Raw genomic sequence first — 19,713 nt, 5'->3', positions numbered from 1 at the left:
GCCGGCGACGATCGCCGCAACGTTGCACAGGCGAAATCGGGTTGCCGCAGCGCGAGGGCCGACACTAGATTCGGCGTCGTGACTGCCGGGTCGGCCATTGGCCACGAGCGGACAGGGCACCCGGCGGGCGAGTGACCCCCGGGCGGGCCCGAGGCCCGCCCTGTCTCCGCACCGCTCCGCCCTCACGCGTCGTGTCGTCGCCGACGCGTGGCCGACCCCTTCCTGCCTGCCCGTGCCCGCCGCGCCGTGCCATGGCGAGCCCCTGTTCACCGGGAGTCACGTGCCACACACCTTCAATGACGACATCATCGCGGAGTTCCGCGCCAACGGCGGCCGCGTCGGCGGTTGGTTCGAGAACGCCCGCCTGATCCTGCTCACCACGACCGGGGCGCGCACCGGCACGCCGCACACCACCCCGCTGGGTTACCTGCCCGACGGCGGCGAGCGGATCCTGGTCATCGCGTCCGCCGGTGGCGCGCCCCGCGACCCGCAGTGGTTCCGCAACGTGCTGGCCGATCCGCTGGTCACGGTGGAGGACGGGGTGTTCACCTATCGGGCCCGCGCCGAGATGCTGACCGGGCCCGACCGCGACACCGTCTTCGCCCGGGCGGTGGCGGCCGACCCCGGCTGGGGCGAGTACCAGGACCGGGCGGGGCGCGTGCTGCCGGTGGTGGCGCTGGAGCCGCTGCCGGGCCCGCCGACACCGCCACCGGGTCCGCCGGGAGCGGCGCTGGTCGCCATCCACGACGCGTTCCGGCGGGAACTAGCGCTGATCCAACAGGAGGTCGACGACGCGGGCCCGCACGTGGGCGCACAGTTGCGGGTGAACTGCCTGACCCTGTGCCAGGGGCTGCACGGCCACCATGAGCGTGAGGACGCCGGCCTGTTCGCCTGGCTCGCCGACCAGCGGCCCGACCTGGCTCCGGTGCTGGCGCGGCTCAACGACGAGCACCGGGCGATGGCGGCGGTGCTGGACGAGCTGCGCGCCGCCCTGGGCACCCCGCAGCCGGACCGGGAGGTTCTTCGCCGCGAGGTGGCCCGGCTCACCGACCAGGTGCGCGCACACCTGGCGTACGAGGAGGAGCAGCTCGTGCCGCTGCTGGACGCCGCGCGCTGACGCGTACCGGTCGGGCTGGCCCTTGAGGCGGGGTCAGCCCGACCGGCGGCGGTGTACGCGGCTGCTGTCGCTCGGGCGGCCCGGGTCGACGTACCGGGGCGTGTCGGGCTCGTCGGGGCGCAGCGGGGCGAGGGCGTCGGTGAGCGCGTCGATGATCCGGTCGGTGGCCCGGCGGGCGGCACCGGGATCGGCGGCGTCGACGTCGCCCAGGTCGACGGGTTCGCCGAAGTGCACGCGGATCACCGGGCGACGCCACACCGCGCGGGCCACACCGCGCAGCATCCCCCGGGGCGCCCGGTAGGGCAGCACCTCGTGGGCGCCCCACTGGGCGACCGGGATGACCGGTGCGCCGCAGTCCAGGGCGAGGCGGGCGGCGCCGGTCTTGCCGCGTTCGGGCCACATGCCGGGGTCCAGGCCGATGCGCCCCTCCGGGTAGATGAGGATCACCGATCCGGCGGCGACGGCGGTCGTGGCGGCGTCGAGTGCCCGGTGCACGGCGGTCGTGCCCCGGTCGACGCGGATGTGCCCGGCGCGGCGCATGAGGGTGCCGATCACCGGGGCGCGGAACAGCCCGGCGGTCGCCATGACCCGGGGGGCGATGCCGCGGGCCTGGCAGGCGGCGACCAGCACCACCGGGTCGAAGGGGCTGATGTGGTTGGCGGCCAGCACCAGCGGCCCTCGGCGCAGGTGCGCCGGGACGTCGCCGGTGACCTCAAGGCGGGCCACCAGGGCGACCAGAGCCCGGGCCAGCAGCTGGGCGCCGCGCCAGATCAATGGCGGCTGCCAGGGGGAGTGTGCGGTGTCCATCAGCGCGCCATCGTCGCACGCGGCGGCAGGGCCGCGAGGGCCGGTCGGCTGGTTGCCCTCGCCCTCCCCGGGGGCCGGGCGGCCGGGGTGATCAGGGTCATTGGTCCCGGGCTGGTTCGGGCCGCCAGACCCTGCCGCTTTTTCTACGACGAGCAGTAGTATTTACTACGTCTCGTAGTATGAATAGCTGGGGGTTTCAGGTGGACGCGTTGGACGTCGCCCGGTGGCAGTTCGGTGTCACCACCGTCTACCACTTTCTCTTCGTGCCACTGACCATCGGGTTGTCGGTGCTCGTGGCGATCCTGCAGACGATGTGGCACCGCACCGGCAACGAGCGCTACCTCAAACTCACCAAGTTCTACGGCAAGCTGTTCCTGATCAACTTCGCGATGGGTGTGGTCACCGGCATCGTGCAGGAGTTCCAGTTCGGCATGAACTGGAGCGACTACTCCCGCTTCGTCGGCGACATCTTCGGCGCGCCCCTGGCCATCGAGGCCCTTGTCGCCTTCTTCCTCGAATCCACCTTCATCGGCCTGTGGATCTTCGGCTGGGACCGGCTGCCCAAGCGCCTGCACCTGGCCAGCATCTGGGCCGCCGCGATCGGCACCAACCTCAGCGCGTACTTCATCCTCGCGGCGAACTCGTTCATGCAGAACCCCGTCGGTTTCCGACTCAACCCGGAGACCGGCCGCGCCGAACTGACCGACTTCCTGGCCGTGATGACCAACAAGGTCGCCCTGGTCACCTTCCCGCACACCCTGGCCGGATCGTTCCTGGTCGCCGGCTCGCTGGTCGTGGCCGTCGGCCTGTACCACGTGATCCGCAACCGCGACTCCGCCGACACCGGCGCCTACCGCTTCGCCACGAAGTTCGGCTCCTGGGTGGTCCTGGTCTCCACCGCCGCGGTCGTGTTCACCGGCGACATCCAGGGCAAGATCATGACCGAGGTGCAACCGATGAAGATGGCCGCCGCCGAGGGCCTCTACACCACCGAGAGCCCCGCCTCGTTCTCCGTGCTCACCATCGGCAGCCTCGACGGCAGTCGCGAGGTGTTCGCCCTCAAGATCCCGTACCTGCTGTCGTACCTGGGCACCGGCGACCCCAACGGCACCGTGCACGGCATCAACGACCTACAGGCCCAGTACACCGCCCAGTACGGCGCCGGCAGCTACACCCCGATCATCCCGATCACCTACTGGAGCTTCCGCTTCATGATCGCCTTCGGGCTGGCCGCCGCCGCCATCGCCCTGCTGGTGCTCTGGACCCAGCGCAAGGGCCGCACCCCGCGCAGCAAGTGGCTGCTGCGCGCCGGGCTGGCCATGCCGGTGCTGCCGCTGCTGGCCAACTCCTTCGGCTGGATCTTCACCGAGATGGGCCGCCAGCCGTGGATCGTCTTCGGCGAGATGCTCACCCGCGACGGCGTGTCCCGCAGCGTCTCGCTGGGCGAGGTGCTGACCTCGTTCACCGCCTTCACGCTGATCTACGCCACCCTCGCGGTGATCGAGGTCAAGCTGCTGCTGCGCTACGCCAAGGCCGGCGTGCCCGACGTCAGCGAACAGCCCCCCATCGACGACACCCATGACGACGCCGAGCGTCCGCTCGCCTTCGCCTACTGATCCCGGAGCCCATCGTGGACCTCACCACCATCTGGTTTCTCCTCGTCGCCGTGCTGTTCACCGGCTACTTCATCCTGGAGGGCTTCGACTTCGGCGTCGGCATGCTGCTGCCCGTGCTCGGCCGCAACGACCGTGAACGCCGCGTCCTGATCAACACCATCGGCCCGGTCTGGGACGGCAACGAGGTCTGGCTGATCACCGCCGGTGGCGCGATGTTCGCCGCCTTCCCCGAGTGGTACGCCACCCTCTTCTCCGGCTTCTACCTGCCGCTGCTGCTGATCCTGCTGGCCCTGATCGCCCGGGGGGTGGCCTTCGAATACCGGCACAAGCGCCCCGAGGCGTCCTGGAAGCGCCGCTGGGACGCCGCCATCGTGGTCGGCTCACTGGTGCCGGCGATCCTGTGGGGCGTCGCGTTCGCCAACATCCTGCGCGGCGTGCCGCTGGACGCCGACCACGAGTACGTCGGCGGCCTGCTCAACCTGCTCAACCCGTACGCCCTGCTCGGTGGCGCGACCACCCTCGCGCTGTTCCTCACCCACGGCGCGGTGTTCCTGGCCCTGAAGACCACCGGCGACATCCGCGAGCGCGCTGGCGCCCTCGCGGTGCGCCTGGGCGTCGGCACCGCCGTGCTCGCGGTGGGCTTCCTGACCTGGACGCTGAGCATCCGCTCCAGCGCGGCCGCCGTCGTGCTCGCCGTGGGCGCGGCCCTCGCCCTGCTCGGTGGTCTGGCCGCCGCCAAGGTACGCCGGGAGGGCTGGGCGTTCACCGGCACGGCCGTGGCGATCGGCCTGGCGGTGGCGACCCTGTTCGCCGCGCTGTTCCCGAACGTCATGCCCTCCACCCTGGACGCGGCCGGCACCCTGACCACCACCAACGCGGCCTCCACCCCGTACACCCTGAAGATCATGACCTGGGTGGCGGTGATCTTCACCCCGATCGTGCTGGCCTACCAGGGCTGGACGTACTGGGTGTTCCGCAAGCGGATCGGCGTGGCCAACATCCCGCAGCACTGATGGCGGTGACCTGGTCGCGCGCCAGTCCGTGGCGGCGGTCAGGTCACCAGCAGGCGAAGGCCGAGCTCCGCCGCGTCGAGAGCGACGAGGTCGCGGTTGCGTTCGGCCCACCGCCCTGAGGCGAGGTCTGCCCGGAGGCTGCGCACCGCCCGGTGCTCGGCCTCCGGGCCGACTCTGGCCCAGAGCGACAGGCCGCGGCGCACCCGATCGTCCAGGTAGGCCTCGGGCCGGCGCCAGTACGCCTCCAACAGACCGTCGGCGCAGTCCCACGGGATCGGCACCTGTTCGATGCGGGCGCCGATCGCGCGGGCCTGCTCGGCCAGCGAAGGCCGGCCGGAGAGAATCTGTGCCACCTCGGGCAGGTAGTCGCGGGTGAGCCAGAACCGACGGTGCCATCCGGTGGCACTGTCGTCGTGCGTGAACACCACCACCCGCCGGGCCACCCGTCGCATCTCGCGCAGCCCCGCGATCGGGTCCGGCCAGTGGTGCACGGTGGAGACCGCCATCGCGGCGTCGAAGGACTGATCCTCGAACGGGAGGTGCGCCGCGACGGCGGCCACGCACGGCGCCGCGTCCGTAGGGCGCTGCGCCCGCATGAGCGCCGACGGTTCCACCGCGGTGACGTCGCGGTCGACGGGCTCGTAGGAGCCGGTGCCAGCCCCGACGTTCAGGACCGTCCGCGCGTCTCCGAGCGCAGCCCAGAGCCTCGCGGCGATCCGTGGATCGGTGCGCCGCGTCACGGTGTAGGTGGCTCCGATGGTGTCGTACAACTGTCCGCTGGACATGTCCGCCGCCCTCCTGACTGTCGCGTCGATGTATCGGCGCGATACGTCGGGACGATATGTGCTGGCGTGCCGCGCCCGCAACGCCCGCACCCGGCGGAAAATGAGCGGTCGGTGAAGATCCGTCCCGCTAGGGTGTGCCGATGCCCGCCACCGTGCACGTCCGCGAACTCACCGTCGATGACCTCGACGCCGCCTGGGAGCTGGGCTGCCTCGCGTTCGGCTCCGACCCGCGGCACCGCCCCCCGCGCACCACTGTCGACGTGCCCGGCATGACCCGCTACGGCGCGTTCGACGACAACGGCCGGCTCGTCGGCAAGGCCGTCGACCTGCACCACGACCAGTGGTGGGGTGGGCAGGCGGTGCCCGCCGCCGACGTGGGCGGTGTGGCGGTCGCGCCCGAGGCCCGGGGCAGGGGAGCGGCCCGCGCGATGCTCACCGCCCTGCTGCGGGGCGCCCGCGAACGCGGTGCGGCGATCAGCGCGCTGTATCCCACCGTCGCCGCCCCGTACCGCGCCTGCGGCTGGGAAGCGGCCGGTGTGCTGCGTACCCTCGATCTGGCAACCGCCGCGCTGCCCCGGCACCGGCCGGATCCCCGGCTCACCGTCCGCGCCGGCACCCCCGCCGACCTGCCCGCCGTCACCACCCTGTACGAGCGGATCAGCCGGTACCGCAACGGGCTGCTCACGCGCCGAGGCGAGCTGTTCGACGTCTCCGCCGCCGACGGCGGTCTGCCCGGCGACGGGCTCACCCTCATCGAGGACGGCGGTGACCTGGTCGGCTACGCCACCTGGGAGCGGGGCCGTGGCTACGGCGCTGACTCCGTGCTCACCGTGGACGAGGCGTTGGCCGTGACCCCCGAGGCCGCCCGGGAACTCGTCGGCGTGCTCGGCAGTTGGGCAAGCGTCGCGCCCACCCTGCGGCTGTGCCCCCTCGACGGCGACGCCGTCAGCACTCACCTGCCGCTGGAGTCGGCCCGCGAACACCAGCGGAACCTGTGGATGCACCGGCCGGTGGACGTGGCGCGGGCGGTCGCCGCACGGGGGTGGCCCACCCACGCCCGGGGCGCCGTCGACTTCACCCTCGCCGACCCGATCGCCGAGTGGAACTCCGGCACCTGGCGGTTGGTCGTCGCCGACGGCGCCGCCGAGCTGACCCGGGTCGACGGCGAGCCGGACCTGCGCCTGGACGTACGCGGCTTCGCCCTGCTCTACGCCGGCGCCGCCCGCGCCCGGTCGGTCGCCGAGGCGGGCCTGCTGCACGCCGCCGGTGTGGAGCCCGACTCCCTGGACCTGTTGGGTGCCGGCGGCCCGGCGCAGCTGCTGGACTACTTCTAACCGACAGCCCGCCGGCCGGGCTTCCGGCATGTGATCGACTCGGGATCAATGAAATCGGGGTGTCCGGGCGACTGGGACACCCCGATTTCCCTGAACCCGAGTCGATCAGCGGTCGACGACCCTCCGGTGGCCGCCTGGTGACGGCGTCCGGTCAGGCCGGGGTCGCTGCCAGGTCGGCGTTCGCCCGCTGGGTGACCAGGGTGAGGACCCGGGCGGCCACGCTCGCCTCGTCGGCCGGGATGTCCCCGTAGAGCCGAGCGGTGATGTCCGCGACGGCGGCGGAGACGCGGCGCTGGGTGGCGTGACCGGTGTCGGTGAGCCGCATGCGTGCGTCGGCGCCCGTCGACGGGCCGGCGTCGACCCGAGCGAGGCCGTCGGCGCCCGTCGACGGGCCGGCGTCGACCCGAGCAAGGCCGTCGTCGACCCGAGCGAGGTCGGCCTCGACGAGGTGGGCGATCACCTCGTGCACCACCGATTCGTCGATCTTGAGGGTGCTGGTGATCCGGTGCACGATCCGCGTGCGCTCGACGGCGCCGTCGGCGAGGACGTTGAGCGCGAGCACCTGCCCGAAGGTGAGCCCGAGCGGGGCGACGGCTCGCTCCAGCAGGGCCCGGGTGGCGTAGTGGGCCTGACCGATGACCTGCCCGTTGAGGGTGGGAGTGGTGGACATGACGCCTCCTTTGGAACGTTGGCCGCACCAACGTTGGTGCGGCCAACGTAACACGGATCGTGGGTCGCGCCAACGATTCCTGTTAGGCTGCCGCCATGGAGTCCCCGCAGTCACCCGCCGGGCTACGCACCACCCCGAGCTGGCTGCTCAACCAGGCCGCCAGCCACGCGGGCCGACTCATCAGCGAGGGCTTCGCCGCGCACGACCTACGCGGCTACCACTACCGCCTGCTCGCCGCGCTGGCCGAGGCCGGGCCCGCCAGCCAGGCCGACCTCGGCAGACGCTGCGGCATCGACCGCAGCGACGTGGTGGCGGCCATCAACGACCTGGCCGGTCGAGGGCTCGTCGTACGCGCCCCCGACCCCGCCGACCGCCGCCGCAACGTCATCAGCCTCACCGACGCCGGAGCCGACGAGGCCCGCCGGATGGGCGAGACCGTCGACCGTGTCCAGCGCGACCTGCTCGCACCGCTGTCCGCCGCCGAGGGTGAGCAGCTGACCCGCCTGCTCACCCGGCTGGTCGAGCACCACAACCGGCGCTGACCCGCCTCAGCGGGCCTCGCGCAACTCCGCCAGCCGCGCCTCGATCTCGGCCAACTCGGCGCGCAACTTCTCGGCCTGCTGCTCCGCCTCGGCCCGCTCGGTGCCGAGGATCTGCTCCACCGCCTCCTGCACACCCGGCACGTCGACAAGCGCCACCATCTTCAACGCCTCGGCCGGCTTCACCACGTACGGCTTCGCGAGGGCCTTGCTGCCCTGCTGCGCGGCGACCGTCCACTCACCGTCGGCGTACGCCAGCGTCACCGTGAGGCCCGCGGGGCCCTTCGGCTTGACGGCCTTGACCGCCCGCCGCGCCGGCGGCTTCTCCGTCTGCTCCACCTTGGGCTCCTCCTGTCGCTGCGCGGGCACCCGCGGCGTGTCCAACACGAACTCCGGTGCCGCCACCGCGGGCGGCTCCTGCGGCTCGGGCTCCGGCTTCGGCTCCACCACCCGACGACCAGCGCCCTTGGGCGCCACGGCCAGATCGGCGGGGGAGAACGGCAACTCGTCGCGGCCGAACCGCACCACCACGAACTCGTCGGACACCTCGGGGTCGGTCAGCTCGATCACCTGACCGACCTGACCGGCGATCTGACCCGCCGACGCGGTGAACACCACCCTCGGCTTACGCCCGGCCGCCAACGCCTCGCGGATGCTCTGCACCTCGTCAGTGGACAAACCCTGGCCGGCATCCATCACTACCCTCTTCCGTACACCTGTTTGATTGCTGTCTTGATACCAGCCGGCTGCGACACCCGCCGCACGGGGTTCGCGCCCGCTCAGCCGCCCAGTGCCCGCAGCGCCCGGTCCGCGTGGTCGTTCATGCTGACCTCGCTGTGGATCACCTCGATGATCCGCCGGTCCGTGCCGATGACGAACGTCAGCCGCTTGGTGCTCAGCGGACCCAGCGGCAGTCGTCGCCGCACCCCGAACCGCTGCGCCACCGTCCCGTCCTCATCCGACAGCAGCGGATAGTCGAAGCCGTGCAGCCGGGAGAACTCGGCCTGCTTGGCCACCGGGTCGCGGCTGATGCCCACGCGAGTCGCGCCCAGGGCGTCGAACTCCGCCGCCAGGTCCCGGAAGTGGCAGCTCTCCGCCGTACAGCCCCGGGTCATCGCCGCCGGGTAGAAGAACAGCACCACCGGCCCGGCCGCCAGCAGCTCCGACAGCCGCCGTGGCGTGCCCGTCTCGTCCGGCAGCTCGAAATCCTCCACCACGTCGCCGACGCCCACACCCGCCACCGCGCACCTCCGTTGTCAGACCGGACAGGCGGTGAGCGTAAGCGATCACGCCCAGAGCGCCGCCACCTCGTCCACCACGACGCCGGCCTGCGCCCGGCCCGCCCGAGCGGACCCCGCCCGCCGCGCCGGGTCCAGCACGTTGCGGCCGATCGCCGTACGCGCCGCCGCGTCCGGCGTCACCACCACCACCCGTGACCCGGCGACCCGCAACGCGGCCACCTGCGCGGACAACCGTGGCATCGGTCCGAACGCCCCCGACGTCGGCGCGATCACCAGCACCCGCCCCGCGTCGGCCGCCAGGTCGGCGTTCACGGGCGAGCGCATCCCCCCGTCGACGTAGCGGCGCGCGCCGACGGTCACCGGCGGCCACACCCCGGGCACCGCGCAGCTCGCGCCCACCGCGTCCACGAGCGACACCCCGCTGTCCCGGTCGAACACCACGAACTCACCGGAGGACGCGTCCACCGCCGTGATCAGCAGCCGTCGCGCCGGCCACTCCCGCACCGGCAGTCGGGCCTCGATCACCGCGCGCCGCGACGCCTCCGACGGGGTACGCGCCGCCACCGCCATCGCGCCGATCCGCGCCCGGGAGCGCACCGCGTCACGGGTACGGCCACCGGCCCACACCAGCCGCGCCAACGCCGCGAAGCCCAACCGTGCCGCCCGCTCACCCGACGGTGGCGCCAACTGCTCCTCGTAGAGCTGCTCCAGCGGCAGCCCCGAGCACACCTGCGCGCCCACCACCGAACCCGCCGACGTGCCCACCACCAGGTCCGCCTCGGACACGTCCACGCCCCGCTCGGCCAACCCCGCCAGCAGCCCCAGCTCCCAGGCGACGCCGGTCACCCCGCCACCACCGAGCACCAACGCCCGCCGCATGTGACTCTCCTCTCGACGACCGACCCGCGCCGGTCACGGTAGCGTCGGCGCATCCGGTTCGCAGCCACCAGACACCCCGGGAGGGCGCCGTGGCACCCGTCACCGTCATCACCGGCGGCGGCCGGGGCATCGGCGCGGCCACCGCCCGCCGCCTCGCCGCGGCCGGCCACCACATCGCACTCTGCTACCGCCGCGACCACGCCGCAGCCGAGACGGTCCTGACCGACCTGCGGGCCACCGGCGTCTCGGCCGTGGCGGTGTGCGCCGACACCACCGACCCCGACCAGGTCGACGAGCTGTTCACCGCCGCCGCGCGGCTCGGCCCGCTCACCGGCCTGGTCAACAACGCCGGCGTCACCAGCCCCATCGGGCCCTTCACCGAGCTGCGCGTCGACGACCTGCGCCGGGTCGTCGACGTCAACCTCATCGGGTACGTCCTCTGCGCCCAGCAGGCCGCCCGCCGGATGACCGACGGCGGTGCCATCGTCAACGTGTCGTCGGCCGCCGCGACCCTCGGCGGCCCGGGAGAGTACGTGCACTACGCCGCGGTCAAGGGCGCCACCGACACCCTCACCGTCGGCCTGGCCAAGGAACTCGCCCCCAAGGGCATCCGGGTCAACGCCGTCGCCCCCGGCATCGTGCGCACCGACATCCACGCCGTCTCCGGCGTACCCGACCGCCCCGACAGCGCTGCCGGCCGCATCCCGCTGGGCCGCGCCGGCGAACCCGACGAGATCGCCGCCGCCATCGCCTGGCTGCTCGGCCCGGACGCCTCGTACGCCACCGGCACGGTGCTGCGCGTCTCCGGCGGTCTCTGACCACCGCACCCGACCGGGGCTCGTTCGCGCCGATTCGACAGCGTCAGTCAGACTCGGTCGTGCCCGCGCGGCTGCCCGAATTCCGTCGAGCAACCCCGTACCCCTCGTCCGATGGTTGGAGCGCATGTCCCACACCCTCCTGATCTGGTTGGTCGGCGGCGTTCTGCTCGTGGGCGCGGGGCTCGCGACGACCCTGGTCCCCGCCCGGCGGGCACGGGACCGGAAGCGGCAGACCGCCTGGTCCGGCGCCCGCGCGGCCATCGACAGCGCGGCCGTCAGCCGGGACGCGGCGACCAGCCCGGTCCCTGCGGCCGAGCAGTTGCTGGCCCGCGCCGAGTTGATCGCCGCCGCACGGGGCGGGGCGGCCGCCGCGCGGACAGCGGAGCGACACGCCCAGCAGGCCGACCGGTTGTGGCGGACGCAGCGGTGACGGCCCGCCGGCCGCACCGCTACGAGGCGCTGCGCTGGGCGCTCCTGGGCATCGCCGTGGTCGTCCTGGTGATCTTCCTGGGTGCCCAGCAGCAACACGGCGCCGACGTCAGCTACGGGCGGTCCCCGGCTGACTCGGCGACGATCGGGAAGGGCCCGGCGCCCAGGGCGGGCGACCCGACCGTGCCGTCGGTGGACGAGATGACCGCGCTGGTGGCCGACAGTCCCGTGGTGCGGCTGCCCGGTTCGATCGCGCACTGGAACGAACAGCGGGTCCGCGAGGCAGCCGGCGACCACCCCGTCCGCATCCTGGTCGCGCCGCCCTGGCTCGACGAGGACGAGAGGCGCCGGCTACGGGAGGTGAAGAACGCCACCATCGTGGTGAGCGGCACCGACGTGTCCGGCGGCTTCTACCGGGCCGTACCCGATGACGTGCCCGGCTGGCGCGCGCATTTCGCCACCGCCGACGTGACGGGTCCACTGGTGACACTGATCGCCACGCTGCGGGAGGTGCCCGTCCCGGCCGACCACGATGGGCTGCGGTGGCGCGAGCCGACCGGTCCGGAGTTGACCGCCGTCGCCGCCGACCTGCGGGCCAAGGGCCTGCACGCCGCGGCTGGAGCGAGCCTCACCGGCGTGCCCGGCAAGGCCGCGACGACCGCGTTCCCGGACGGCGCCCTGTACGTGGCGCTGCCCGCGCAGCCGTTCGGTGAACCCCTGCCCCGGTTCGGGCCGGCCCTGACCGAGCTGTTCCCGGGTACCCCGATCATCGTGATGTACGGCCTCTGGATCGAGTACCACGGCCCGGCGACGGACTTCGCGGAGGTGGCCGGGGCGAGCTTCTACGGCCAGTTCGCCGACCGGATCAGCCAGTACGACTATTCCCAGGACCAGGTGCTGTCGGTCTACCTGAACCGGGTCACCGACATCCGCTACTCGGGGCTGTTCGACCGTCCGCTGCCGTACCAGCCGGTCGACCCGCTGCGGGTGGCGCTGCCCGCGCTGCCGTGGCTGTTCGCGGGCTGCGTGGCGACGTTCCTGGCCCTGTCGGTCCGGTCGTTGCGCCGGCCGGACGGCACGGGGATCCGGCGGGGCGACGGCGCGCCGGCCCGACTGGCCGGCCTCACCGCGCTCGCCGTCGAGATGTCCCTGCTGACCGACGCCCGCAGCAATCCGGCGCTGACCCGGGGCGTCGTCAAGCTCCAGGCGGCACGTGCCGCGTTGGACGAGGCCCTGCCGGAGCACCACGTGCGGTCGTTGCTGAACGAGGCGGCCGACGAACTGGACGACAGCGCCCGGACGGTGGGGCTCGCCGGTTACCGCCCGGACCTCTATCTGCAGGGCAGGTTGTCGTGAAACGGTCCGTCGGGCGATGGCTCGGTGCCCTGGTCGGCACGCCCTTCGGCGTCGCGGTCCTGGCGTGCCTCGTGCTGGCCGGCTGGGCGTTGTGGACCGGCGGGGTGCTCGACGGCCCGGCCGCCCGCCAGGTCCGCACCTCCTCCGTCTACGCGGCACCGGGCGTCGACCTGGACCGGGCCGCGGCCGAACGGGTCATCGGCAACCGCCGGCTGGTCGTGCTGCTGCTGGAGCCGGACGCCGACCTCCGGCAGGGCTGCCGCCAGGTCACGCGCGCCGCCAACGGGAACGTCGTGCTGGTGATGAGCCGCGACGGCGACGACTACGACACGTACGGGTGCGCGCTGCTGCCCAGGCGTGACGACGAGAACTTCGGCCGGGCCGCCGTGGCGGAGATGATCATCGGTCGGGGCGTCGACACCTTTCCCGACCGCCCGCTGGAGGCGCTGAAGGTCGTCACCGTCAACTACGACCTGCTGGTGAAGGCCGGCACCGTTCCCGACGGCACGCGCACGATCAGCCCGTCGCTGCCCCGCTTCCTGCTCGCGGTGGCGGCCCTCGGGGCCGTCGTCGTCGGCGCGGCCACGCTCTACATCGGAGGTCGCCGGGCGGGCCGGCTCGCGAACGCCCGCCGGCGCCACCGCGACGAGCACGCCGACGGCCGCAGCACGCTCAGCGCCGCCGCCGCCGTGCTGGCCCAGCAGATCATCGACCTCGACCAGCGGTACGCGGCAACGGGACGCCGAGCCCGCGTCAGCGGCGCCGAGAGGGAATTCGGCAGGCGGTACCTGGCACTGACCTCGGACTACGCCGAACTGCTCGACCGCATCGCCACGGTGGACGCGGACGACGACGCAGCCGTACGCCGGCTCGTCGACCACGTCGACGCGTTGAGCCGGCGGGCGCTGCAGCTGACCGGTACCCCGTCCGCAGCTGGTGCGGCAGTGGGCGGCACTGATCGAAAAGGCCCGTGACGCGGCGTTCACAGCTACTCGGTCGGGTCCGCCCGCCACACCCAGTTGCGCCGCTCGTACAGCGGTGTGAGGCCCACCCGGAGCATGTTGTTCAGCGACGGATTCGACGAGCCCGGGTCGGGTCGGCCCGTCTCGGAGACGACCCACCGGCAGCCGGCCCGCGCCGCGGCCGCCGCCCGGGCCGTCAACAGCGCCGACTGCGCGCCCCGACCCCGATGGCTCGGCAGGGTCGCGCCGGTGTTGAGCGAGCCCACCGCACCGTGGACGAACAGGTTGGCGGCGGCGACCATCTCGTCGCCGTCCCAGGCGGCGTACGGCTGAAAGCCCGGATCGCGCACGCCGGCCGCGACCATCGGCCCGAGGTGCTCCTCGGGCATGCCGAAGCAGCGCAGCACCACCGACGCCCACTGGTCGACCAGCTCGGCGGGCACCGGGCCGACCCGCAGGTCGGTGCGGCCGGGTCGGAGCGTCTCGATCTCGGCGGCGAGCTTCACCCAGGTGCTACCGCCGGTGATGTTCTCCCGCGCGCAGATGTCGTCCCAGTCCGCCGGCAGCCGGTCCGGGGCGATCTGGATGACAGCGGCGGGGTTGCCCTGGGTGCGGTAGAAATCGCAGACCCGGCCGATCAGGTCGGCGTCGACCGGCGCGTCGACGCCGAACCCGAGCGCCTTGCTCCAGTAGCCGGTGGGGTCGTGCCGCATGGACAGCACCACCCCGCCACCCATCCGGACGGCGGCCAGGCCGAGCGCGTCGCGGACCTCGGGCGACGCCCCCGACTCGTACCGGAACATGAACTCGGCCTCCGCCAGCTCGGCGAGCGCACGCACCGTGTCCTGCCCGCTCATCGCAGGTCCGGGGTGTGCCAGCCGCCGGCGAGCGCTTCGGCGTCCGCCGGACCCCAACTGCCCTTGTCGTACGCCTGCACCGGCGGCGCATGATCCAGGATCGGCTCGACGATGCGCCATTCCTGCTCGATGGTCTCCGCGCGGGCGAACCGGAGGTGCTGCCCGTCCATCGCGTCGTCGAGCAGCCGCTCGTACGCCTCCTGCCGGTGCCCGAGCGCCGCGCCGAAGTCCACGGACAGGTGCACCGGACGGCTGGCCACTTCCGCGCCGGGGCTCTTCGCCTGGATCGACATGGTGATGCCGTCGCCGTGGCCCAGCCGGAACCGCAGCAGGTTCGCGGGCGCCGCGACGCCACCCGCGGCCGGGATGAGGGCCCGCTGCGGCTGCTTGAACTCGACCACGACCTCGGTCGCCGTCCCGGGCAGGGACTTTCCGGTGCGCAGGTAGAACGGCACCCCCGCCCAGCGGGGAGAGTCGACGGTCAGTCGGGTGGCGACGAACGTCTCCGTGTTCGAGTCGGGCCGGACGCCCGGCTCGTCCCGGTAGCCGGCGTACTGTCCCCGCACGGTGGACTCCGGTGACAGCGGCGCGATCTGCCGTAGCACCGCCACCTCTGCCGCGCGGAACGCGTCGGTGTCGTCGGCGGTCGGCGCGTCCATCGCGATCAGCGCCACGACCTGCAGGATGTGGTTCTGCAGCACGTCGCGGGTGGCCCCGACCGTGTCGTAGAAGCCGGCACGGCCCTGGGTGCCGAAGCCCTCGGCGAGGGTGACCTGGATGTTGTCGATGTGCTCGCCGTTCCAGAGCGGCTCGAACAGCCGGTTGGCGAACCGGAAGGCGTAGAGGCCCTCGACGGCCTCCTTGCCGAGGTAGTGGTCGATGCGGAACACGCGCTGCGGGTCGAAGGCCGCGCGCAGGGTGCGGTCCAGCTCGTGGGCGGACGCCAGGTCGCGCCCGAACGGCTTCTCCACGATCACCCGGCCCCGGTCGGCCAGGCCCACCGCGGCCAGCCCGTCGACGACGGCGCCGAACACCGCCGGCGGGACCGCAAGGTAGAAGATCGGTCGCTCGGCGTCACGCAGGCGGTCGGCCAACCGCTGGTACGTGGTGGGGTCCGCGTAGTCGCCGGAGATCATCGAGAGGTTGCCCGCCAGCGCGTCGAAGGCGTCGTCGTCGACCTCGGCGTTGGCCTCGGCGACCGACTTCCGGGCGGTGGTGACGAGCTGCTGGTCATCCCAGGGGGAGCGGGCCACGCCGATCACGGGGACGTCGAGGCGGTCGCGTCTGGTCAGCTCGTACAGCGCTGGAAAGAGCTTCTTCGAGACGAGATCTCCCGTGACGCCGAACAGCACTACCGCGTCTGAGCGCACGCGCATGGTTCTTCCATCCGATCGGAGTGAAACCTGATCTTCCGAACGGAGAACCTCGCAACCCCTCGTCGAATTCCCCGCGTGAGGCCCGCGACAGGGCAGCGGAGACTCCCGACGCCCAGATTGTGGGCAGTTGCCCTGGTCAGATGGGTGCGAGCCGCTGCCCGCGATGGGTTGACCGGCCCCACCACAGCCCCTATCGTTCCAGTACGTAGAACGCCGTACGGCTCAGTCGAACGATTTGGCGGTAGATAGTGGTCGAGGCAGCTCTGGGCATCATTGTTCCACCGGCCAACCCGACGGTGGAGCCCGAACTCCGCCGCCTGCTGCCGGCGCGGGTCCGCTACCACGCCGCCCGCCTGCCGGTCGTGAACGGTTCACTCGCGCAGCGGCTGGACCGTTACGCCGAGCTGTTGCCGGACACCGCGGCCACGCTGGACGGCCTGGACCTGCGGGCCACCTACGTCGCCTGCACCGGCTGCTACTACCGGCCGGGGCGCGCCGACGCGCAGCGCACCGACGGTGCGGCCACCGCGCGACTCGGCTCGCCGGTGTTCGGCGCGGCTGCCGCCGTGCGGCAGGTGCTCGACCGCCTCGCGGTGCGGTCACTGACCCTGATCTCGCCGTACCCGGACTGGCTCACCGAGCAGGCGGCGGCGTTCTGGCGGGCGACCGGCCGTCAGGTCGGCACGCCCGTGCCGGTGCCCGGCACCGGCGCCATCTACGACCTCACGTCGACCACCGTGCGCGACACCGTGCGCCAGACCCTGGAGTCACTGGCCGACAGCTTCCCGCCCGGGCACGCGGTGCTGCTGACCGGGACGGGCGCGCCCAGCCTGGACGTCCTCGACGAGGTCCTGCCGCAGGCACCCCTGCCGGTGCTGTCGTCGAACCTGGCCGGCGCCTGGCAACTGCTGGAGACCGCCGGCATCACCCACCTGGCGAGTGAGTCGCCCAGCCCGGCGCTGCGGCACCTGGCCGCCACCCTGGCCCAACCCCCCTTGACCGGAATCGTCGGCGGTATCGCCGGCGGGAAGGAGTGAACGTGGCGCCATCCAGTCACGCCGTGCAAGCACCCGTCGTCGTCCTCGGCGGCGGACCGGTGGGCATGGTGACGGCCCTCGCCCTGGCCCGCCGGGACATCCCGGTGATCGTGCTCGAACGCGGCCCCGACGAGGTCCAGTCGGAATGGCGCGGCTCGACCGTTCACCCGCCGACGACCGAACTGCTCGACGAGCTCGACCTGGCCGCCCCGCTGCTCAAGGAGGCGGTCCGGGTGCACCGGCTGGACTACCGCGACCTGGAGCTGACCGAGTCCGCCTGCTTCTCCTACGAGGCGCTCGAGGGCGAGACCCGGTATCCGTTCCGGTTGCAGTACGAGCAGTACAAGCTGGTCCGGCTGCTGCGCCGCGCGGTCGCGGAGGCGCCGAACGTGGACATCCGGTTCGGGCACGAGGTGGTCGGCGTACGCCAGGACGACACGCGCGTCGAGTTGGACGTCGCGGTGGGCGACACCCGGACCGTGGTGGCCTCCCCGTGGGTGGTGGCGGCCGACGGCGCGCACAGCATCGCCCGCAAACTGCTCGACGTCCCGTTCCCCGGCTTCACGTACCCGTCGCTGAGCCTGGTGGTGGCCACGCCGTTCCGCTTCGAGGACGCGGTGCCCGATCTCGGCGCGGTCGGATACTGGTCCGGCCCGAAGGGCCGCTTCTCACTGATCCGGACACCCGACATCTGGCGCGCGGCGCTGTCGACGGGGACCGGGGTCGACGAGGAGCCACCGACCGGCACCCACCCGGCGTTCCTGGCCGCCGTCGAGCTGCTGCTGGGCGGTCAGCCCGACGCCCGGGAGCTGCCGCTGAGCCAACACCAGCTGTACCGCAGCCACCAGCGGCTCGCGGCCTCCTTCCGGATCGGCCGGGTGCTGCTGGCCGGCGACGCCGCACACCTGAGCAGCACCACCGGGGGCATGGGTCTGAACTCGGGCATCCACGACGCGGTGGCGGTCGCCATCGCGCTGGCCGAGTCCGACCAGGACGCCGCCACCAGCGAGTACGCGCAGCGTCGCCGGTCGATCGCCGAGCGTTTCGTCCAGCCGACCACGACGGAGAATCGCACCTCGGCGGACGGGGTCGAACTGGCCGGACGCCGCGAGCGGCTGCTGCGTCTGCGGGCACTCGCCGAGAACCCCGAGGATGCCCAAAAGTACCTTCGGCGTGTCAGTATGCTCGGGATCCAGCACTAGGCGCCGGGCGCCCACCACAGCCAGATCGGTCAACCGCTGGCGTGCTCACACGCACCTTCGAGAGGTGATCTGAATGGGGATCAGTGCGCCGGTGACCGAGCCGGAGGACGGTCATCGCTACACGACGAGCGGCCTGGGGCGGGCATTGGCCGTGATCGACCTGCTCGCCGAACGCAGCCCGGAGATGATCGGGGTGTCCACTGTCGCGCGGGAGTTGAACCTGCCCAAGGCGGTGGCCCACCGCATCCTCAAGGAGCTGACGGCCAACCAGTTCGTCACCTTCGACGAGGGCACCCGGCGCTACCGGCTCGGGCCGGGCGCCCTCGCGGTCGGCCTGGCCGCCCTGCGCGCCATCGACGTACAGGCGATCACCAATCGGCACATGCGGCGGTTGGTGGAGGCCACGGGGGAGACGGCGACGCTGTCGATGCGGCAGGGTTGGGTGCGGGTCTACACCGACCAGGTGCTGTCGCCGCACGAGATCCGGATGTCGGTCACGCTCGGCTCCCGACATTCGCTGGTCGCCGGCTCGTCGTCCAAGGCGATCCTGGCGGCGTTGCCGGATTCGGAGATCGCCGAATACCTCGCCACCCACGAGCTGGTCTCGGTCACCGCGGCCACCATCACGTCGGTCGAGCAGCTCTGGACCGACCTGCGGGTGGTCCGTGAGCAGGGCTACGCGGTGAGCCGGGGCGAACGGCAGGCCGGCGCGGCGAGCGTGGCGGCGCCCATCCGGCTGGCCTCCGGCGAGGTCTACGGGTCGTTGTCGCTGTGCGGCCCACAGGACCGCTTCTCCGCGCAACTGCTGGCCGAGTACGGCGACCTGGTGGCCGACGCGGCCCGCCAGGTCAGCGCCGAGCTGGGCTACCAGCCGGCCCCGGCGGAGGCGGCCCCCGAGCCGGTGGAGCGCAAGCGCGCCACCCGCCGTCAGACGACCCGGTCCGTCGCGGACCACGCCGCGACCAGCTCGGCCGAGGTCGTGGTCTCGCAGAAGTAGAAGCCCAGGTTGCGGATCGCCGCTTCGGCGAGGTCCGCGCGGGTCCAGCCGACCAGGTCGGTCGGCATCGTGGTGGTCAGGTCGGCCATGTACGCGTCGCGGATGGTGGAGTCCACGCAGACGTTGGCGGCCGTCCCGACCACCACCACGTGGTCACGTCCGTGCGCGCGCAGCAGGTTGTGCAGGGGCGTGCCGACGAACGCGCTGTAGCGCGTCTTCTCCAGGTGGCAGTCGCCCGCCTCGGGGCGCAGGCCGTCGGCCAGCTCGGCACCCCAGGAGCCGGCGGCGCAGACGCTGAGCGGGCTGCGGCCCATCGCCTCGGCGCGTGCCCGCCGGGCCGGTGACACGAGCTGCTCGTGGGCGGCCTGGCGTACCCAGATGACCAGGCAACCGGCGGTCCGTGCGTGGTCGAGGAAGCTCGGCAGCCGGCGGGCCAGCTCGGCGTTGACGCTGACATCGGCACCGAGGTTCGCCATGGCTCCGGTGGGGGCGCAGAAGTCGTTCTGCATGTCGATGACCAGCACCGCAGTGCGCTGCGACAGGTGTTGCATGGCGGTTCCTCCGGAGTTGGGCGATTGGTAAGGAACTAGTGGTATGGAGTCGGCCCCTGTGGGCCATTGACCTCGCCGCCGAACATAGCTTACGTTCCCTCCAACAGAACGGCGTACTGCACAAGCG

20 protein-coding genes and 1 pseudogene are annotated in these 19,713 nt (G+C 72.6%); 12 read left to right on the top strand and 9 right to left on the bottom strand.

Annotated elements, in window-relative coordinates:
* The first annotated feature begins 280 nt into the window (after positions 1 to 280).
* Positions 281 to 1,117 (top strand): nitroreductase/quinone reductase family protein, encoded by an 837-nt coding sequence (locus ABZ780_RS20120; RefSeq protein ID WP_357486991.1) that lies wholly within the window; start codon positions 281 to 283, stop codon positions 1,115 to 1,117.
* A 33-nt stretch (positions 1,118 to 1,150) separates the two neighbouring features.
* Here the strand turns inward: ABZ780_RS20120 and ABZ780_RS20115 are convergent, their stop codons facing one another.
* Positions 1,151 to 1,924, bottom strand: a complete 774-nt coding sequence (locus ABZ780_RS20115) for a lysophospholipid acyltransferase family protein (protein ID WP_357486990.1) — start codon at positions 1,922 to 1,924, stop codon at positions 1,151 to 1,153.
* A gap of 200 nt (positions 1,925 to 2,124) precedes the next feature.
* On the opposite strand from ABZ780_RS20115, the gene ABZ780_RS20110 reads away from it, so the two are divergent.
* Both ABZ780_RS20110 and cydB read left to right on the top strand, forming a co-directional pair.
* On the top strand, positions 2,125 to 3,540 hold the full coding sequence (locus ABZ780_RS20110; RefSeq protein WP_357486988.1) for a cytochrome ubiquinol oxidase subunit I: 1,416 nt from the start codon (positions 2,125 to 2,127) through the stop codon (positions 3,538 to 3,540).
* 14 nt (positions 3,541 to 3,554) lie between these two features.
* A complete protein-coding gene (gene cydB, locus ABZ780_RS20105; protein WP_357486986.1) occupies positions 3,555 to 4,553 on the top strand; it encodes a cytochrome d ubiquinol oxidase subunit II in 999 nt (332 codons plus the stop codon).
* Positions 4,554 to 4,591: 38 nt separating this feature from the next.
* Here cydB and ABZ780_RS20100 read toward each other — a convergent pair.
* A pseudogene (locus tag ABZ780_RS20100) lies at positions 4,592 to 5,326 on the bottom strand (methyltransferase domain-containing protein); the annotation flags it as partial.
* A gap of 152 nt (positions 5,327 to 5,478) precedes the next feature.
* Between ABZ780_RS20100 and ABZ780_RS20095 the strand changes: the two are divergent.
* On the top strand, positions 5,479 to 6,672 hold the full coding sequence (locus tag ABZ780_RS20095) for a GNAT family N-acetyltransferase (protein WP_357486984.1): 1,194 nt from the start codon (positions 5,479 to 5,481) through the stop codon (positions 6,670 to 6,672).
* 151 nt (positions 6,673 to 6,823) lie between these two features.
* On the opposite strand, the gene ABZ780_RS20090 is transcribed toward ABZ780_RS20095, so the two are convergent.
* Positions 6,824 to 7,342, bottom strand: coding sequence for a hypothetical protein (locus tag ABZ780_RS20090; protein ID WP_357486982.1), 519 nt, complete (start codon positions 7,340 to 7,342; stop codon positions 6,824 to 6,826).
* A gap of 95 nt (positions 7,343 to 7,437) precedes the next feature.
* On the opposite strand from ABZ780_RS20090, the gene ABZ780_RS20085 reads away from it, so the two are divergent.
* Positions 7,438 to 7,884, top strand: a complete 447-nt coding sequence (locus ABZ780_RS20085; RefSeq protein ID WP_357001086.1) for a MarR family transcriptional regulator — start codon at positions 7,438 to 7,440, stop codon at positions 7,882 to 7,884.
* A gap of 6 nt (positions 7,885 to 7,890) precedes the next feature.
* Here ABZ780_RS20085 and ABZ780_RS20080 read toward each other — a convergent pair whose 3' ends face one another.
* The 3 genes from ABZ780_RS20080 to ABZ780_RS20070 form a co-directional block, all read right to left on the bottom strand.
* Positions 7,891 to 8,577: a hypothetical protein gene (locus tag ABZ780_RS20080; protein ID WP_357486980.1), complete on the bottom strand. Its 687-nt coding sequence runs from the start codon at positions 8,575 to 8,577 to the stop codon at positions 7,891 to 7,893.
* Positions 8,578 to 8,660: 83 nt separating this feature from the next.
* Entirely contained in the window at positions 8,661 to 9,122 is a 462-nt protein-coding gene (locus ABZ780_RS20075) for a peroxiredoxin (RefSeq protein WP_357001080.1), read from the bottom strand.
* A gap of 45 nt (positions 9,123 to 9,167) precedes the next feature.
* The gene (locus tag ABZ780_RS20070; protein WP_357001078.1) at positions 9,168 to 10,001 is read right to left on the bottom strand and encodes a patatin-like phospholipase family protein; all 834 of its coding nucleotides are present in this window, start codon (positions 9,999 to 10,001) and stop codon (positions 9,168 to 9,170) included.
* Positions 10,002 to 10,090: 89 nt separating this feature from the next.
* Between ABZ780_RS20070 and ABZ780_RS20065 the strand changes: the two genes are divergently transcribed.
* From ABZ780_RS20065 to ABZ780_RS20050, 4 genes are all read left to right on the top strand, one after another.
* Positions 10,091 to 10,819: an SDR family oxidoreductase gene (locus ABZ780_RS20065; protein WP_357001076.1), complete on the top strand. Its 729-nt coding sequence runs from the start codon at positions 10,091 to 10,093 to the stop codon at positions 10,817 to 10,819.
* Between the two features lie 124 nt (positions 10,820 to 10,943).
* Complete coding sequence (locus ABZ780_RS20060; protein WP_357001073.1) at positions 10,944 to 11,249, top strand: DUF6403 family protein; 306 nt, start codon at positions 10,944 to 10,946, stop codon at positions 11,247 to 11,249.
* Positions 11,246 to 12,604 carry a hypothetical protein gene (locus ABZ780_RS20055; RefSeq protein WP_357486978.1) on the top strand — a complete coding sequence of 453 codons (1,359 nt, stop codon included), beginning with the start codon at positions 11,246 to 11,248 and terminating at the stop codon, positions 12,602 to 12,604. Before ABZ780_RS20060 ends, ABZ780_RS20055 begins: the two co-directional genes overlap by 4 nt.
* Positions 12,601 to 13,578 (top strand): hypothetical protein, encoded by a 978-nt coding sequence (locus tag ABZ780_RS20050; protein WP_357486976.1) that lies wholly within the window; start codon positions 12,601 to 12,603, stop codon positions 13,576 to 13,578. Before ABZ780_RS20055 ends, ABZ780_RS20050 begins: the two co-directional genes overlap by 4 nt.
* Positions 13,579 to 13,592: 14 nt before the next feature.
* Here ABZ780_RS20050 and ABZ780_RS20045 read toward each other — a convergent pair whose 3' ends face one another.
* Positions 13,593 to 14,423, bottom strand: a complete 831-nt coding sequence (locus ABZ780_RS20045; protein WP_357486975.1) for a GNAT family N-acetyltransferase — start codon at positions 14,421 to 14,423, stop codon at positions 13,593 to 13,595.
* Positions 14,420 to 15,799, bottom strand: coding sequence for a glucose-6-phosphate dehydrogenase (zwf, locus tag ABZ780_RS20040; protein ID WP_357486973.1), 1,380 nt, complete (start codon positions 15,797 to 15,799; stop codon positions 14,420 to 14,422). Before zwf ends, ABZ780_RS20045 begins: the two co-directional genes overlap by 4 nt.
* A gap of 248 nt (positions 15,800 to 16,047) precedes the next feature.
* Here zwf and ABZ780_RS20035 point away from each other — a divergent pair, with 248 nt between their 5' ends.
* The 3 genes from ABZ780_RS20035 (at position 16,048) to ABZ780_RS20025 (ending at position 19,035) form a co-directional block, all read left to right on the top strand.
* On the top strand, positions 16,048 to 16,836 hold the full coding sequence (locus ABZ780_RS20035; protein ID WP_357486971.1) for a hypothetical protein: 789 nt from the start codon (positions 16,048 to 16,050) through the stop codon (positions 16,834 to 16,836).
* Positions 16,837 to 16,838: 2 nt separating this feature from the next.
* Positions 16,839 to 18,038, top strand: coding sequence for an NAD(P)/FAD-dependent oxidoreductase (locus tag ABZ780_RS20030; protein ID WP_357001058.1), 1,200 nt, complete (start codon positions 16,839 to 16,841; stop codon positions 18,036 to 18,038).
* A gap of 73 nt (positions 18,039 to 18,111) precedes the next feature.
* A complete protein-coding gene (locus ABZ780_RS20025; protein ID WP_357486969.1) occupies positions 18,112 to 19,035 on the top strand; it encodes an IclR family transcriptional regulator in 924 nt (307 codons plus the stop codon).
* Here ABZ780_RS20025 and ABZ780_RS20020 read toward each other — a convergent pair.
* Positions 18,966 to 19,586: an isochorismatase family cysteine hydrolase gene (locus ABZ780_RS20020; protein ID WP_357486968.1), complete on the bottom strand. Its 621-nt coding sequence runs from the start codon at positions 19,584 to 19,586 to the stop codon at positions 18,966 to 18,968. The genes ABZ780_RS20025 and ABZ780_RS20020 overlap by 70 nt on opposite strands.
* Positions 19,587 to 19,713 lie beyond the last annotated feature (127 nt).

It is taken from the genome of Micromonospora sp. NPDC047467, assembly GCF_040643095.1.
In the GTDB taxonomy this organism is placed as follows: Bacteria; Actinomycetota; Actinomycetes; order Mycobacteriales; family Micromonosporaceae; genus Micromonospora.
Note: the sequence above shows the minus strand (reverse complement) of the source record. Positions and strands in the feature narration are given on the sequence as shown.